Origin of the sequence: Chelativorans sp. Marseille-P2723 (genome assembly GCF_902809845.1) — a bacterium.
In the GTDB taxonomy this organism is placed as follows: domain Bacteria; phylum Pseudomonadota; class Alphaproteobacteria; order Rhizobiales; family Rhizobiaceae; genus Chelativorans.
This window is the reverse complement of sequence record NZ_CADDWI010000009.1, coordinates 133450-148657: the sequence shown is the minus strand read 5'-3', so window position 1 is coordinate 148657 and position 15208 is coordinate 133450. Positions and strand designations below refer to the sequence as shown.

Genomic DNA, 15208 nt, shown 5'->3' with positions numbered 1-15208 from the left:
CTATGTAGTGGATGCGTTCGGAGAAAGCGACGGGTGCAGGCGGGTTGCGTCAGAAAGGCGTCGCCTAGAGGAAATTCAACCGGTTCCCGTTCGGAATCTCGAAAAAAGACTTAGGTCGTCAATTTCCGAGAATTATTTCCATAATCGAAAGCTGACGCTTTTGCGGAGGGCCGCCAACATCCGCAGGCGGGACCGGGCGCCTGCTTGAGCGTTGGGCGCTGGCTTGGGAGGGTTCTAACCGCTCGGACGCGTTTCCTACCGCCTGCTCCACTATAGGAGGCGCTTCCCGGGGGCCGGCCGGTTGCCAGCCGCCGGGAAGGGGGGTGGCGGGAACGCCCTTATGGGCGGCTGACATGAATTTGCGCCATGCTTCGGCTGGCAGTGAGGAACCGGTTGCCTTGGTCGGGCGACCGTCGTCATTGCCGAACCAGACGCCGGTGACCAGATTGGAGGTGTAGCCGACAAACCAAGCATCGCGGCTACTCTGCGTTGTCCCGGTCTTGCCGGCGGCGGGCCAGCCGAAATCGGCTGCCCTGCCACTGCCGTAGCGTAGGGTATCCGCCATCATGGCGTTCATCATGCCAATCACCTCACTGCTTGCGACGCGAACAGCACGGCCGCCCTGATGCTTGTAGAGAAGCCTGTCCTGGGTGGTAGTCGCCCGTTCGATGAAGTGCACCTGAGGCCGGAATCCGCCATTGGCAAAAGGGATATAGGCGGCCGTCAGTTCCAGCGGCGTCACTTCCGAGGTGCCGAGAGCGATGGAGGCATTGGACTGCAATTCCGATTCGATGCCCATTCGCTTGGCAACCTCAATCACCTTTTTCGGGCCTGCCTCCATGGCAAGCTGGGCCGCCACAGAGTTGAGCGAGCGGGCAAGTGCTTCCGAAAGCGTCACAGGGCCGTGATATTTTCCGCGATAGTTGTTTGGCGTCCAGGTGCCGATCTTCACCGGAGCGTCGTTGCGAACGCTGTCGGGAGTGCGGCCCTGTTCGAGTGCGGCCATGAACACGAAGGGCTTGAAGGCGGAGCCGGGCTGCCGCCGCGCTTCAGAAGCGCGGTCAAACTGGCTGTTTGCATAATCGTAGCCGCCCACCATCGCCCGCACGGCGCCCGTCCCATCGATGGCGACGAACGCGCCCTGGCTGACGTGCAACTCCTTGCCCTTTTCATCGATAAGCTGACGTATGGTCCGCTCCGCCTCTTTCTGAAGTGCAAGATCGATCGTGGTGTGCACCACCACGTCCCGTTCGATATTGCCGATCAGGATGGGCAATTCCTCCATGACGCGGTCGGCGACATAATGCTCTGATCCCGACCAGTATGCCGCCGCGCGGGTGGCCGGCGCGCTGATGGCTGCGGCCAGTTCGCTGTCGCCTATCATTCCTTGAGAGCGCATTGCGGAAAGCACGACCTGCGCGCGCTCCTCGGCGGCGTTGGGGTCGCGGGCGGGCGAAAGGCGCGAGGGAGCCTTGAGCAGACCCGCCAGCAACGCCGCTTCGGCAAGCGTTACGTCATGAGCGGACTTATGGAAGTAGCGCTGTGAGGCGGCCTCCACGCCATAGGCTCCGGACCCGAAATAGACCCGGTTTAGATACATCTCCAGGATCTGGTCCTTGTTGTATTTGTGCTCTAGCCAAAGCGCCAGAAGCACTTCCTGCACCTTGCGCTCGATCGTGCGGTCAGGCTCAAGGAACAGGTTCTTGGCAAGCTGCTGCGTGATGGTGGAGCCGCCCTGGGTGAGGCGGCCCTGGATGACATTCTCCACCATCGCACGGGCAAGGCCAATCGGGTCGATGCCGAAATGGGAGTAGAAGCGCCGGTCCTCAATGGCGATTACCGCCTGCGGAATGAAGGTCGACATTTCGTGCAGCCCCACCGCTTCGCCTCCGGTCATGCCCCTGTTGGCGATCAGGCTGCCGTCAACCGCGAGGATCTTGACGTTGGGTGGTCGGTCGGGAATTGTCCATGTCGTGGCACTGGGCATCTGTGCGCCATAAAAGGCCGCGACACCAATGCCTGCGATCCCCGCCCATAGCGACAGCACCAGCGACCAGTAGACGAAGCCTTTCATGAAGCCGAAGAATCCGCTGCGCCGCGCACGGCTGGCGCGACGGGATTTCCGCTTCTTGCTAGATTTTCTTCGGCGCTGCGGAGGCAGCACCCTGTCGGAATGGCTTACCGAAAGCGCTCCTCCGCGGCGCCGAGCCGCGGGCCTCTCAAAGCTCGGCTCTATGCGCCTTTTCCGCTTGGCCATTTCCTGCTTCATCCCCATTGCGTCCGCCGGCTCCTCCGGCCGCAACCAGGGCTGCACGCTAAAGGCGTCAATTTAAGGTGCCGTTAAGGGCCCGCTTGACGTTGAATTGTCCCGCCCGCTTTCGATGCGGCGCTCCCCACTTCGACGGCGGGTCGGTCAATCGCCCATTTTGAGCGCTTCGATGAATGCTTCCTGCGGAATCTCCACCTTGCCGAACTGGCGCATCCGCTTCTTGCCTTCCTTCTGCTTTTCCAGAAGTTTGCGCTTGCGGGAAACATCGCCGCCATAGCACTTCGCCGTCACATCCTTACGCAGCGCCCGAATGGTCTCCCGGGCAATGATGCGGCCGCCGATGGCTGCCTGGATAGGAATTTGGAACATGTGCTGCGGGATAAGCTCCTTCAGCTTCTCGCACATGGCACGCCCTCGCCGCTCGGCCTGGGAGCGGTGGACCAGCAAGGAAAGTGCGTCGACAGGCTCGCCGTTCACCAGGATCTGCATCTTCACGAGGTCGCCCTGGCGATAGTCCGTAAGCTGGTAATCGAAGGATGCATAACCTTTGCTGATGGATTTAAGCCTATCGTAGAAGTCGAAAACCACCTCGTTCAACGGCAGGTCATAGGTGAGCATAGCGCGCGTGCCGGCATAGGAAAGGTCTACCTGGATGCCTCGCCGCTCCTGGCAGAGCTTGAGGATTGCACCCAGATATTCGTCCGGCGTGAGGATGGTGGCCCGGATCCAGGGCTCCTCAATCGATGCGATCTTCACGGGGTCCGGCATATCGGCTGGATTGTGAAGCTCTACCGTTTTCCCGTCTGTAAGGTTCATACGGTAGACCACCGAAGGGGCGGTCGCGATCAGATCGAGGTTAAACTCGCGGGAAAGGCGCTCCTGGATGATCTCAAGATGGAGGAGACCTAGAAAGCCGCACCGGAATCCGAAGCCGAGCGCCGCGGAGGTCTCCATCTCGTAGGTGAAGCTCGCGTCATTCAAGCGCAACTTGCCCACGGCCGCGCGCAAATCTTCGAAATCGGCGGCATCGATCGGGAAGAGGCCACAGAAGACGACGGGTTGGGCGGGCTTGAAGCCGGGAAGCGGAGTGGATGTGGGCCGCTTGTCCTCGGTGATTGTATCGCCGACGCGCGTATCGGCCACCTCCTTGATAGAAGCCGTGATGAAGCCGATCTCCCCCGGACCGAGTTCATCGACCATGACCATCTTCGGGGTCATGACGCCGACCCGTTCCACCGGGTATTTCGCGCCCGTTCCTATCATCCGGATCGTCTGGCCCTTTTTCAGCACCCCATCGATGATGCGCACGAGCACGATGACGCCAAGATATGCATCGTACCAGCTATCGACGAGAAGCGCCTTGAGCGGCGCTTTGGCATCGCCTTCGCTGGGAGGCGGCAGGCGATGGACGATCGCCTCCAGCACGTCGCCAACGCCAAGCCCGGTCTTGGCCGAGATGAGCAAGGCGTCGGAGGCGTCAAGCCCGATCACGTCCTCGATCTGCTGCTTCACGCGTTCCGCATCGGCGGCGGGAAGGTCGACCTTGTTGAGGACGGGCACGATTTCGTGGTCATTGTCGAGCGCCTGGTAAACATTGGCAAGCGTCTGGGCTTCGACGCCCTGCGAGGCATCGACGACGAGGAGGGACCCTTCGCAAGCCGCCAGGGAGCGGGAGACCTCATAGGCAAAGTCCACGTGACCGGGCGTGTCGATAAGGTTCAGCACGTAGTGCTGGCCGTTCCGCGCATCATATTCGAGGCGTACAGTATTGGCCTTGATGGTGATGCCGCGCTCTCGCTCGATGTCCATGGAATCGAGCAGCTGGTCCTTCATCTCGCGATCCTGGAGGGAACCCGTCATTTGAATAAGACGGTCGGCGAGCGTCGACTTCCCATGGTCGATGTGGGCAACGATGGAGAAGTTGCGGATGTTCTTGAGCGGCGTGTTGGTCATGGGCGGCATGTAGCAGTGCAGCCAGGCAACAGCAAGCAATGAGCAGAGATGTCAAGGCATCATTTAACTGCCGGCTCTACATTGTGCGAGCTGTAATGCGATCAGGCCCTTCATGAACAGTTCTGCCAGGTTATCCCGCTTCCGCTTCGATGGCATTCCCGGCCTCCTCCCAGTGCAGCGCCTTGTAATCGAAGCCGAAGTTCAGCGTCGGCTTGACGATCTGGAAATAGGGTGACAGGTCGAAATCTCTGGGCGTGTAGAGCGAATGGTGCCGGATTAGGAGGATCTCCTGGCGCGAATAGGTTGATTGCGCCGACGCGTGGCCAGGACGCTCCTTTATGCGCGGCAGAATTGGATACCGCACTGACTGAAGCGCCTGGGCAATCAGCGAGGAACAGATGGCGCGGGTAGGATCGCCTGAGCCCAGCGCCAGCATGCGCCGACGCCAACGCACCGGGACCGGCGGCTGCGGCAGGAAATACCGCATGAGATCGAAGATGTTGCGCATATCGTACTTCAGCCCGATCCGCTCGATCATGAAGGCGATGATCGCGGCGCGGTCCTCAGGTGTCAGCCCGCTTGGCCTGCAGATGCGCGTATTGTAGGTGCGGTACTTCGAAAGGGGGACGGCAACGCAGCCCTCACCGAGATTAACCTCGATGAGGCGGGGCCGTTCGCCGCCATCCTCGGGCACTGGCAATGCATCGCCCACGAAAAGCGCGGCATGGCTCCAGGTGGATTGGGTCAGATATTTGACCGCAGCCGAAAGATGCGTATTGCCCTCCACCAGGAGGATGTCGCCTGGGGCGAGCGAGCGATGCAGTACATCCGGATCGGAGGGCGTGTAGGGTTGATAGCCGGACGATTCCTTCTGTAGGCGCCGTGCTAGGAAACGGCCGAGTTGGTCCAGTAACCTACCGGTCCTTTTGCTCATCTTTTCCAACCCCATCGCCGGGCAAGCATTTCCAAATGATGTTCGGCTGGCAAGTCCCCCCTGAGGACCAGCGGCTGTTCCCTACCGTCGCATGGTATCCGGAAGCCAGGTCGCAATCTGTGGGAAAAAGATGAGCGCCACGACGAGCAGAAGAGCAGCGACTACAAAGGGCCATACGCCTGTAAAGATTCGTTGCGCCGGCACACCTGTTGCACGCTCAAGGATGAACACGTTGAGACCGATCGGCGGGGTGATCATGGCGATCTCCATCAGGACGGTAAGATAAATGCCTGTCCAGACCGGATCGTAACCGAGCGCTACGGTAATGGGCAGCACCAGAGGCAGCGTCAGGATGAGCATTCCGAACGTGTCCATGATGGCACCGAGAAACAGATAGACAAGTACCAGGGCCAGCATGAGCACTTGAGGCGGGACGTCCGGCCCTGCGACGACACCCACCACCGCTTCCGTCAACCGCGTCTGGACCAGAAAACGCGACAGGACGACACCGCCGGCTAGGATCAGGAAAATGGCGGCGCTCGTGCTGACGGTTTCCCGCAAGGAAGCTTTTAGCACGGCAAGGGTGAGGCGTCTGGACAAAGCCGCCAAGATCACAACAGCGAGAACGCCAACGCCCGATGCTTCCGTGGGCGTGAATATTCCGGCATAAATCCCGCCGATGACGATGACGGCCACAGCAGCTATTGTCAGAACGCCGACAAGCATGGCCGAGAGCCGCCGCGGTTGAAGGGCAGGGGTTTTGCTGATAGCCGGATACTGCCGCCGCTGCAGCAGGAGAACTGCTGCGAAAAACAGGGTGAGGATCAGGCCGGGGACGATTCCTGCGATGAAGAGCGCCCCTATCGACGTCTCGCTCCAGACGCCGTAGATGACCAGCGGAATGCTTGGCGGGATCAGAATGGCAAGCGTGGCTGCGCTGGCGACCGATGCTGTGGCCAGTTTCTCCGAATAGCCGCGCTTCACCATTTCGGGCACGGCGATGTTACCCATGGTGGCGACAGCAGCAACGCTCGATCCTGTAACGGCTCCAAAGCCGGCGGAAGCCAGTACCGTGGAGATACCAAGGCCGCCCGGCAAGCGGCGCAGACTCCTCTGCGCGACGGAGAAGATGTCGTCCGCCAGACCTGCATGGAAGATGATCTGCCCCATCAGAATGAAGAGCGGCACAGCGATGAAGAGGAAATTTGTGCCGTTGTCCCACAGGACGAGCCCGATCTGGGTCAAAGCCTGCGAGACGCCCCCGAGAATGGCATAGCCGATCGTGCCGGCCCCAAGCAGCGCGTAGCCCACCGGCACTCCCGCAAAAACGGCAAGCAGCATTCCGGCCAGAACGACAATGCCAAGGGTCAGGGGCTCCATCAGGATCGTCCCCGGGCAGCTGAAACCGCGCGCGCGAGCTCGGCAAGGACCGATAGGACAAACGCAATTGTGACAAGCATTGCCATTGGCCAGAAGGGGATGTTGATCATCTCTGCCCGGTCGCCATAGCGGTACATGTCAAGAGCCTGATTGAGGACCGCATAGCCAACGACGACCGCGGCAAAAGCAGTCAGCAGATGACGCGCCACTGCCGAGATGCGTTTGGCGCGGGCGGGCAGCCGGTCATCGAGCAGCGCCATCCTGATGTGCTGGTTCTGAAGGCTGGTTGCGGGCAATCCCGCGGTGACGATCAGGAGCAGCATGAGTTCCATCACGTCGCTTCCCCAGCGGAACGGCAGGTTGAACAGGTAGCGCAGGGCGACGTCCGTCCCCACAAGCAAGGTGAGGATCGGAAGCATGAGATAGGCGGCCCAGCCTTCCCATATGGCGACAATGCGGCCTAGCATTTCTCCTGCCTATTCCGCTTGAGGCAGCAGCTCCGGGACAGGCTCCGTCACCGTGATCTCGAAGAGTTCTTCCGCGCTTTTGCCCTCATATTGGGCTTCCAGGCGGCGGATATCCTCGATCAGTTTGCGGGCGGGCAAGCCCTCCGCTTCGCGAGCCTCGATCCATTGCTCCAGAACCGGCTCAAGCACCGCGCGCCAGGCCTGTTTTTCTTCGTCCGTCAGTTCGATCAGCTCGACGCCGTTTTCCTGGTAGGTCCGCAGCGCCTCCTCGCGGAACTCCACGCCAAGCCGCTGGCTGACTGCATGGGCGATATTCTGCTGGAACTCGGCAAAGACCGGCTTCAGCTCTGCAGGGAGATCCTCATATGCCTCACGGTTGATGCAGGTGTCGATGTGCTGCGCGGTCATTCCAAGGCTGGTGTGATAGCTGGCCAGTTCGTAGATCTTGAAAGGAACGAAGCCCGGATCGACCCAGATCACCGCATCCGCAATTCCCTGCTGGAAAGCCGTGTAGATTTCCGGAAAGGGCGTGTTCAAGGTGGTGATGCCGAGAGCTTCGGCCGCTTCGGGAGGAAAGCCCTGGGCAATGACCCTCATGCCGCGTAAATCCTCGGGGGTGCGGATTGGCCGGTTGCTCATGATGTCCGAAACGCCGGCGATCACCGTATAGCCATAAAGCACGCCTCGGCCCTCCCATTCCGGAACGAAATATTCCGGCGCCAGCTCCTGCATGATGCGCGTCGCCGCGACCGGGCTGGAGGGGGTTACGAAGGGCAGCTCGATGGCCTTGTGGAGCGGGAAGCCGCTGCCTTCGTAAGAAGTGTAGCAGGCGGCGTAATCGGTAACGCGGCTGCGCACGGCCCGCCATCCGTCGGCCGCGGCATGCAGAGTTCCGCCATGATATTCTTCGATGTTGAGCTTGCCGCTTGTCGCCTCCTCCAGCCAGCGAAAGCCGCGGCTCCAAACTTCCGGCACGAGGGAAGCGGCCGGGTTGGGGGAGGAAAATTTCAGGGTGACGGGGTTGCCCTCATATTGCATGGAAGGTTCGGCTTCGGGAACCTCATGGTTCAGCCAGTCCGCCACGGTGAATGCGTGTGCCTGAAAAACGAAGGCCGAAGATGCAAGCGTATAGAGAAGGCGACACATGGAAAGTCTCCTGTGGGTGCATCAAATTTGTGGGCGAGCGAGGATGGTGGCGCCGGCGCGCAGCGTGTTGCTGATGGTACAGATGTGTTCCGCCGCCTCCACGAGCTCCTCCTGGGTCTCGTCATCGAGATCGTCCTCGAACTTCACGATGCAGTGAAAGGTTGCCAGGCGCGAAGGCGCGTCTTCCGCCTTGACGGCTTCTACCTCTACATCGATTCCTTTCAGGCGGCCGATCTTGAGGTTGTTCGCAGCAATACGTACGCTTGCACAGATGCAGGCTGCCAGCGCCGCCGCCTGCAATTCAAGCGGCGTGAAGCCGCGAGCCTGCGTCGAGAATACCGCGGCGATCTCCTGATGACGGTCATTGGTCAGTTTGCATGTGGCAGCCGTTTCGCTGCGTGCGTGGACCTTCGCAGATTTCACCGCCATGGAATAACTTCCTGAACGACTGGTACCGTAACGCAGGTTTATCAGCCTTTTATGAAGGTTTGGAAAGCAAACTAATTCCAATATCAATGCTGGGCGAAATAGAACGCCACGACAAGTCTTCTAGGAGCGAAAGATTTCCAACGTCTTATGCGGAAAACCAAATTCAGCAGGATAACTTGCTGCGCCATGCGCGGGGAGGAAGGCCGGTCATGCGCCGGAACATCGTGCTGAACGCAGCCATGCTCTCATAGCCAAGATCCAGGGCGATAGTGGTGATCGGCTGGCCATCCGCAAGGCGCGGAAGCGCGGCAAACAGGCAGGCCTGCTGCCGCCATATCGACAGGCTCAAACCGGTTTCCCGGTGAAACGCGCGCGTGAAGCTCCTGCGGCTCATGCCAGCACTTCTGGCCCATTCGTCTATCGTGTCGTGGGGAGAGGGAGCCTCAAGAAAGCGGCGGCAAAGTTCGCTCAGCCGCCTGTCCGCCGGGATGGGGAGTGCCAGGGGCTGCTCCGGCAACGTGAGAATTTCATGCAGGAGCAGGTCCAGGATGAGCGAGGTACGGGCGGTCGGTGGATCATCGCGCGGATGGGCCATCGCCTCAATGATCAGGCTGCGCATGAGGCTCGTGACAGAGAAGACCCGAAGACCCTCGGGAAGGCCGTCAATCGCGCCGCGTAGAACGTAAATCGAGTGCATCTGCACATCCCCCAACATGTCCAGCGCGTGATCCACATCCGGGGGAAGCCAGATTGCGTGTTCAGGCGGAACCATCCAGCGGCCGCCCTCGGTACTCACCATCACGACGCCCGAGAGCGGATAGAGAAGCTGGGCCCGGCTATGTCGGTGAAGAGCGACATGTACGCCGGCGGAATAATCCGTGGCGAGCGTTATGACGTCGGCCCCAGCCGTTTCGAGCCAGTCGCGCCGCTCTTCGATTTCGGTTTTCTTTTGTTGGCGTGAGGACCTACTACGATTGATCACCAATTTGGCCCACTCTCGAAACTCTTGGAGGTAACCACGAAAGAAGGACTCGAGCAACTCACCTATTACATTCAATAACTTTGTAACGGAGTCACCATGAGCCAAACGTCAGTCACTGCAGGAAGGCGGCCGGAAAATACCGTCTTTGCGGTGATCCTTGCGGTAAGCGTCTGCCATTTCATCAATGATGTCATTCAGTCACTCCTGGTTGCGGTCTATCCGCTGCTGAAACTCAACTACAAGCTGGATTTTTGGCAGATCGGCCTGCTGACCATGGCGTTTCAAGGCACCGCCTCCGTGCTCCAACCATTGATCGGGCTCTATGCGGATAAGCGGCCGCTGTATTATTTGTTGCCGGCAGCAATGGGCTTCACCTGCGTTGGGCTCATGGTATTTGCCTTTGCAAGTCAATATGGCGTGCTTGTTCTGGGCGCGATGCTTGTCGGGCTGGGGTCGGCAATCATCCATCCCGAATCTTCGCGGGTTGCGCGTCTTGCTTCCGGAGGACGCTACGGGCTTGCGCAGTCCCTTTTCCAGGTCGGTGGCAATCTGGGCGCGTCCATGGGCCCACTGGTGGCCGCTTTCATTGTCATGCCGCTGGGGCAGGCAAGCATTTCCTGGTTCACGGCGGCTACTTTCGTCGGCATGGTCATTCTCTGGCAGGTGGGTAACTGGTATGCCCGCTACCAGGCAAACGCCGAGCGACGGCCATCGCCTCAGCGTGAGTTCACGATCCCGAGGCGGAAAGTCGCAATCGCGCTCATCGTGCTGACGATTCTCACCTTCTCGAAGAACATCTACCTGGCGAGCCTGTCCAGCTATTACACCTTCTATGTCATCGACAGGTTCTCCGTTTCCGTCGAGATGTCACAGGTGCTGCTATTCGTTTTTCTCGGCGCTGCGGCTGCGGGCACTGTGTTGGGGGGGCCGATTGGAGACAAGCTCGGCGCCAAGGTGGTGATCTGGATTTCCATCCTCGGTATATTGCCGTTTACCTTGGCGCTGCCCTACGCCAACCTTGAATGGACCATCGTTCTCACCGCCATCATAGGGCTGATTCTGGCGTCCGCTTTTCCTGCGATTGTGGTCATGGCGCAGGAACTTATCCCGGGTCGCGTCGGCATGGTCGCGGGCATCTTCTTCGGCCTTGCCTTTGGCATTGCAGGGATCGCGGCGGCCTTGCTCGGCGTCGTCGCCGACGTCAAGGGCATCCGCTACGTCTATTGGCTTTGCTCCTTCCTGCCGCTTCTCGGACTGTTGACGGTATTCCTTCCGAATACCGGACAAGGGCGGATGAGCAGGAGAGTGACATAAGACTGCCTAGAGCCTCGCGGCGCGGGAGATCCCGCGCCGCGATTTTGTCAAACAAGTGCCGTCGTGAATTGGGACTCAGGCCGCTTCCCGCAGCCGTTTCGCAGCCTCCACCATATTGACAAGTGCGGGACGGACCTCGTCCCATTTCCTCGTCTTCAAGCCGCAGTCCGGATTGATCCAGAGCTGGGAGTCTGAAAGCCTGCTGCGGGCGAGTTCCACGAGGTTTGTGATTTCGGCCACCTCCGGCACGCGCGGGGAGTGGATGTCATAGACGCCAGGTCCGATCTCATTCGGATAGCTGTAGCTACGAAAGGCGTCGAGCAATTCCATCTTCGAGCGCGAAGTCTCGATGGAAATGACATCGGCATCCATCGCTGCAATGGCGTCGATAACATCGTTGAACTCCGAGTAACACATATGCGTGTGAATCTGGGTGGAGTCCTCTACACCCGAGGAGGCGAGGCGGAAACATTCCACGGCCCAGGCAAGGTATTCCTTCCACTCTGGCTTGCGTAGCGGAAGCCCCTCGCGCAGTGCAGCTTCATCAATCTGGATCATGCGGGCGCCGGCCTTTTCAAGGTCCGTCACTTCGTCGCGAATGGCGAGCGCGATCTGGCGGCACACTGCTGAACGGGGGATGTCGTCGCGCACGAAGGACCAGTTGAGAATCGTGACTGGACCGGTAAGCATGCCCTTGACGGGCTTTTCTGTTAGCGATTGTGCATATTTCCACCAATCCACCGTCATCGGGCGCGGGCGCGATACGTCTCCATAGATGATCGGCGGACGCACATAGCGCGAGCCATAGCTTTGCACCCAAGCATGTTTGGTGAAGGCGAAGCCGGAAAGCTGCTCGCCGAAATACTGGACCATGTCGTTGCGCTCGAACTCGCCATGAACCAGCACATCAAGCCCGATTTCCTCCTGCCAGCGGATGGCCGCCTCCGTCTCGCGCTTGAGGAAAGTCTCATATTGGTCGCGGCTAATTTCATTTCTTAGATGTGCGGCGCGTGCGCGGCGCACCTCCGCAGTCTGCGGAAAAGATCCGATGGTCGTCGTCGGGAAGGCTGGCAGTTGCAGCTTTGCGCGCTGTATTGCGTGCCGCTCGGTGAAGCTGCTCGCCCTGTTCTTCATCTCTTCCGTAATGCCGGAGACTCGCTCCCGCACTGCCGGGTTATGGACATTGGGCGAGGCTGCGCGTGCCGCCGCCGCCTCGCTTGAGGCCTTGAGCTCGGACATGACCGAGGCGCGTCCGCCAGACAGCGCCTGAGAAAGGATCGAAAGCTCGCTCATCTTCTGGACAGAGAAGGCGAGCCAGGATTTGAGCTTCGGGTCCAGTCCTGTTTCAAGCTCCAGGTCGATCGGCGCATGAATGAGCGAAGAGGAGGAGGCTATTTCGATGCGTTCCAGCGGCCAAGCCCCCACAACAGGCTCGATGCGGTCGAGGATGGCTTGAAGGTCGGCGCGCCAGATGTTGCGGCCATCGATCAGACCAAGCGACAGCACCATATCCTTGCGCGCCAGCCGCGCAATCTCTTCCAACTGCTCGGGTGCGCGAACAAGATCAATATGAAGTCCGGCCACCGGCAAGCAAAGAGCGGTGTCGATATTCTCGCCGATCCCACCGAAATAGGTGGCCAGCATGATCTTCAGTTCCGGAACGGCGGCCGCAAGCTTTTCATAAGCCTGCTTGTAGGCCTTGCGCTCCTGATCGCCGAGATCGAGCACCAGAGCCGGCTCGTCTATCTGCACCCAGTCGGCTCCGGCCGCTGCCAGCCTGTCCAAGAGTTGCTCATAGACAGGCAGCAATCGGGGCAGAAGCTCAAGCGGCTCGAAACCTTCTTCCTCCGGCTTGCCCAGCTTCAGAAAAGTAAGGGGACCAAGTATCACCGGTCGTGTGTGGATGCCGAGAGCCTTCGCTTCCTGAAACTCGTCGACAGGCTTGGTCGAAGTTAGCGCGAAGACCTGATCGGCAGAAAATTCCGGCACCATGTAGTGATAATTGGTGTCGAACCACTTCGTCATCTCCAGCGCACGCACGCCCTTGCCATGGCCATTATGCCTGCCGTGCCCGCAGGCCGGAGAAGCGTCATTCAAACGGCCGCCCCGAGCCATGGCAAAATAGGTGTCCAGCAATAATTCGCCGCCGGTCCAGCCATAGATGGCTGGAATCGCGCCGACCATGACTGCAGTATCGAGGACGTGGTCATAGAGTGAAAAATCGTTGGAAGGGATTTTCGTGACGCCGCGGTCACATTGCTCCATCCAGTTGGCAGCGCGCAACGCCTTGGCCGTCTGAAGCAGCGTTGCCGCCGAGGATTCCCCCGACCAGTAGGCTTCAAGCGCGAACTTCAGTTCGCGGCGGCGGCCGATGCGCGGCACTCCGAGCGTAGCGACAGGAATATTTGAACCAGACATGACTTACCCCGATTGGCTGGGGCGAAGATGCTCGACCGCACAGGAAAGGAACCCTTCAAGACCGCCCTTTGCACTGCGCGTGGCATCCTGCCCGTGAACGTTCGGTCGCGGCAGGTCTCCTGGCTCGCGGGTCACAGCCTTCGCCCGTCTTCCCGAGGCTTTCACCCCAGTGACATTGGAGAGGCGTCGGCTCGCCGCTTACAGTTGCGGGGGCAGCACCGGCTTTGCAGCGCGCACCGGTTTCCCTCTTAGCTCCGGGCGACAGACGTCGCGCCGGAGAACCACGACCGGTGGCATACTCGCAGCTTCAGGCGATTTGTCAAGAATGATATAAAGAGATGCTTATATCTTTAAATCTTTCTGTCGGCTCGGCCCTTAACTGCTCATGTGGGTAACAAGCTTCGTTGTCAGATACGCGTCGATCGCCTCCGAGCCGCCTTCGGTGCCATAGCCGGAATCCTTGACTCCGCCGAAAGGCACTTCTGGCAGAGCCAGGCCGTTGTGATTGATGGTGGTCATGCCAGCCTGGATGCGCAGGCCAAGCTGGTTCGCCTTGTCCGCGGAGCTTGTAAAGGCATAGCTTGCAAGGCCATAGGGCAGCCTGTTCGATTCATCGATTACCTCGTCGAGCGAGCGGAAAGGCCGGAACGAGGCCACCGGGCCGAACGGCTCCTCATTCATGATCTTCGCTTCCACGGGAACGTTCGACAGCACTGTAGGCTCGAAGAAGTTGCCCTTGTTTCCGATGCGGCGGCCGCCCGTCTTCAACTCCGCCCCGTGTTGCACGGCGTCGGAAATCAACTCCTCAAGCACTGGGATGCGGCGCTCGTTCGCAAGCGGTCCCATCTGGACCCCTTCCTCAAGCCCGTTGCCCACACGGATGGCCTTTGCTGCTTCGGTGAAAGCATCAACTACACGATCGTAGACATTTTCTTCGATGAGGAAGCGCGTAGGTGACACACAGACTTGCCCGGCATTGCGGAATTTTGCGGCAGCCAGCACCTTGACAGCCCTTTCGATATCCGCGTCACCAAAGACAATCGCCGGCGCATGCCCGCCAAGCTCCATCGTGACAGGCTTCATGTGCCGGCCAGCCAGCCCGGCAAGGTGCTTGCCGACGGCGGTGGAGCCAGTAAAGGAAATCTTGCGGATGACGGGGTGCGGTATCAGATACTCGGATATCTCCGCCGGAACGCCGTAAACGAGATTGATCACACCCGCAGGCAAGCCAGCATCGACGAATGCCCGGATCAATTCGGCTGCGGATGCAGGTGTCTCTTCCGGAGCCTTAACGATGATGGAGCATCCAGCCGCGAGCGCCGCTGAAAGCTTGCGTACGACCTGGTTGATGGGAAAGTTCCACGGTGTGAAGGCTGCGACGGGGCCAACAGGAAGCTTTATTGCCATCTGGGTGACCCCAGGCACGCGTGCGGGGATGATCTGCCCGTAAGTGCGTCGCGCCTCCTCGGCGAACCAGTCGATGACGTCGGCACCTGACAGCGTCTCTGTCTTTGCCTCGATCAGGGGTTTTCCCTGCTCAAGCGTCAGGATGCGAGCAATCGTCTCGACGCGTGAGCGCAAGAGCTCGGCCGCCCGGCGCATGATCTTCGAGCGTTCGAGCGCGGATACTGCGCTCCAGAGCGCAAATCCCCTGTCAACAGCGGCAAGGGCGGCATCAAGGTCGCTCCGCCCCGCGCAGGCGACCGTTCCAATCACCTCACCGCTGGCCGGGTTGAGCACGTCGAGCGTCTTTCCTTCAGCACCTGCTTGCCATGCGCCGTCAATCAGCAAGCGCGTGTCGGGGTATGAGAACTTCGTGTCGGTCATGCTATTTCCTTAAGGTTCAGGTGCCGGAGCGGCGCTGATCAATATTCAACTGTCTTCTGGAAGCACATGCACCGAAGTGCCGTGGCTAG

At 59.9% G+C, this 15208-nt stretch carries 11 protein-coding genes and 1 riboswitch; of the genes, 1 reads left to right on the top strand and 10 read right to left on the bottom strand.

All coding sequences use genetic code 11. From position 1 onward, the window contains the following. Window positions 1-118: 118 nt before the first annotated feature. The 8 genes from HUS57_RS08075 to HUS57_RS08040 all read right to left on the bottom strand — a co-directional run bounded on the left by HUS57_RS08075 (window position 119) and on the right by HUS57_RS08040 (window position 9515). Window positions 119-2257, bottom strand: coding sequence for a transglycosylase domain-containing protein (locus tag HUS57_RS08075; RefSeq protein ID WP_173932562.1), 2139 nt, complete (start codon window positions 2255-2257; stop codon window positions 119-121). Window positions 2258-2413: 156 nt separating this feature from the next. Continuing rightward, on the bottom strand, window positions 2414-4222 hold the full coding sequence (lepA, locus tag HUS57_RS08070) for a translation elongation factor 4 (protein WP_173933227.1): 1809 nt from the start codon (window positions 4220-4222) through the stop codon (window positions 2414-2416). Window positions 4223-4352: 130 nt separating this feature from the next. Then, window positions 4353-5156 carry a lipo-like protein gene (locus HUS57_RS08065; RefSeq protein ID WP_173932559.1) on the bottom strand — a complete coding sequence of 268 codons (804 nt, stop codon included), beginning with the start codon at window positions 5154-5156 and terminating at the stop codon, window positions 4353-4355. An 81-nt stretch (window positions 5157-5237) separates the two neighbouring features. Next, complete coding sequence (locus tag HUS57_RS08060) at window positions 5238-6536, bottom strand: TRAP transporter large permease (RefSeq protein ID WP_173932557.1); 1299 nt, start codon at window positions 6534-6536, stop codon at window positions 5238-5240. Continuing rightward, entirely contained in the window at window positions 6536-7003 is a 468-nt protein-coding gene (locus HUS57_RS08055) for a TRAP transporter small permease (RefSeq protein WP_173932555.1), read from the bottom strand. Before HUS57_RS08055 ends, HUS57_RS08060 begins: the two co-directional genes overlap by 1 nt. Window positions 7004-7012: 9 nt before the next feature. After that, window positions 7013-8149, bottom strand: a complete 1137-nt coding sequence (gene dctP / locus HUS57_RS08050; RefSeq protein ID WP_173932553.1) for a TRAP transporter substrate-binding protein DctP — start codon at window positions 8147-8149, stop codon at window positions 7013-7015. A 21-nt stretch (window positions 8150-8170) separates the two neighbouring features. Further along, window positions 8171-8578 carry an OsmC family protein gene (locus HUS57_RS08045; protein ID WP_173932551.1) on the bottom strand — a complete coding sequence of 136 codons (408 nt, stop codon included), beginning with the start codon at window positions 8576-8578 and terminating at the stop codon, window positions 8171-8173. Window positions 8579-8741: 163 nt separating this feature from the next. Beyond that, window positions 8742-9515, bottom strand: a complete 774-nt coding sequence (locus HUS57_RS08040; RefSeq protein WP_246727827.1) for a helix-turn-helix transcriptional regulator — start codon at window positions 9513-9515, stop codon at window positions 8742-8744. 141 nt (window positions 9516-9656) lie between these two features. Here HUS57_RS08040 and HUS57_RS08035 point away from each other — a divergent pair, with 141 nt between their 5' ends. After that, window positions 9657-10874, top strand: a complete 1218-nt coding sequence (locus HUS57_RS08035) for an MFS transporter (RefSeq protein ID WP_173932547.1) — start codon at window positions 9657-9659, stop codon at window positions 10872-10874. Window positions 10875-10949: 75 nt separating this feature from the next. Here the strand turns inward: HUS57_RS08035 and metE are convergent, their stop codons facing one another. Both metE and HUS57_RS08025 read right to left on the bottom strand, forming a co-directional pair. After that, a complete protein-coding gene (metE, locus tag HUS57_RS08030) occupies window positions 10950-13292 on the bottom strand; it encodes a 5-methyltetrahydropteroyltriglutamate--homocysteine S-methyltransferase (RefSeq protein WP_173932545.1) in 2343 nt (780 codons plus the stop codon). A 91-nt stretch (window positions 13293-13383) separates the two neighbouring features. Further along, window positions 13384-13593, bottom strand: a riboswitch (cobalamin riboswitch). 74 nt (window positions 13594-13667) lie between these two features. Continuing rightward, window positions 13668-15119: an NAD-dependent succinate-semialdehyde dehydrogenase gene (locus HUS57_RS08025; protein WP_173932543.1), complete on the bottom strand. Its 1452-nt coding sequence runs from the start codon at window positions 15117-15119 to the stop codon at window positions 13668-13670. Between the last annotated feature and the right edge of the window lie 89 nt (window positions 15120-15208).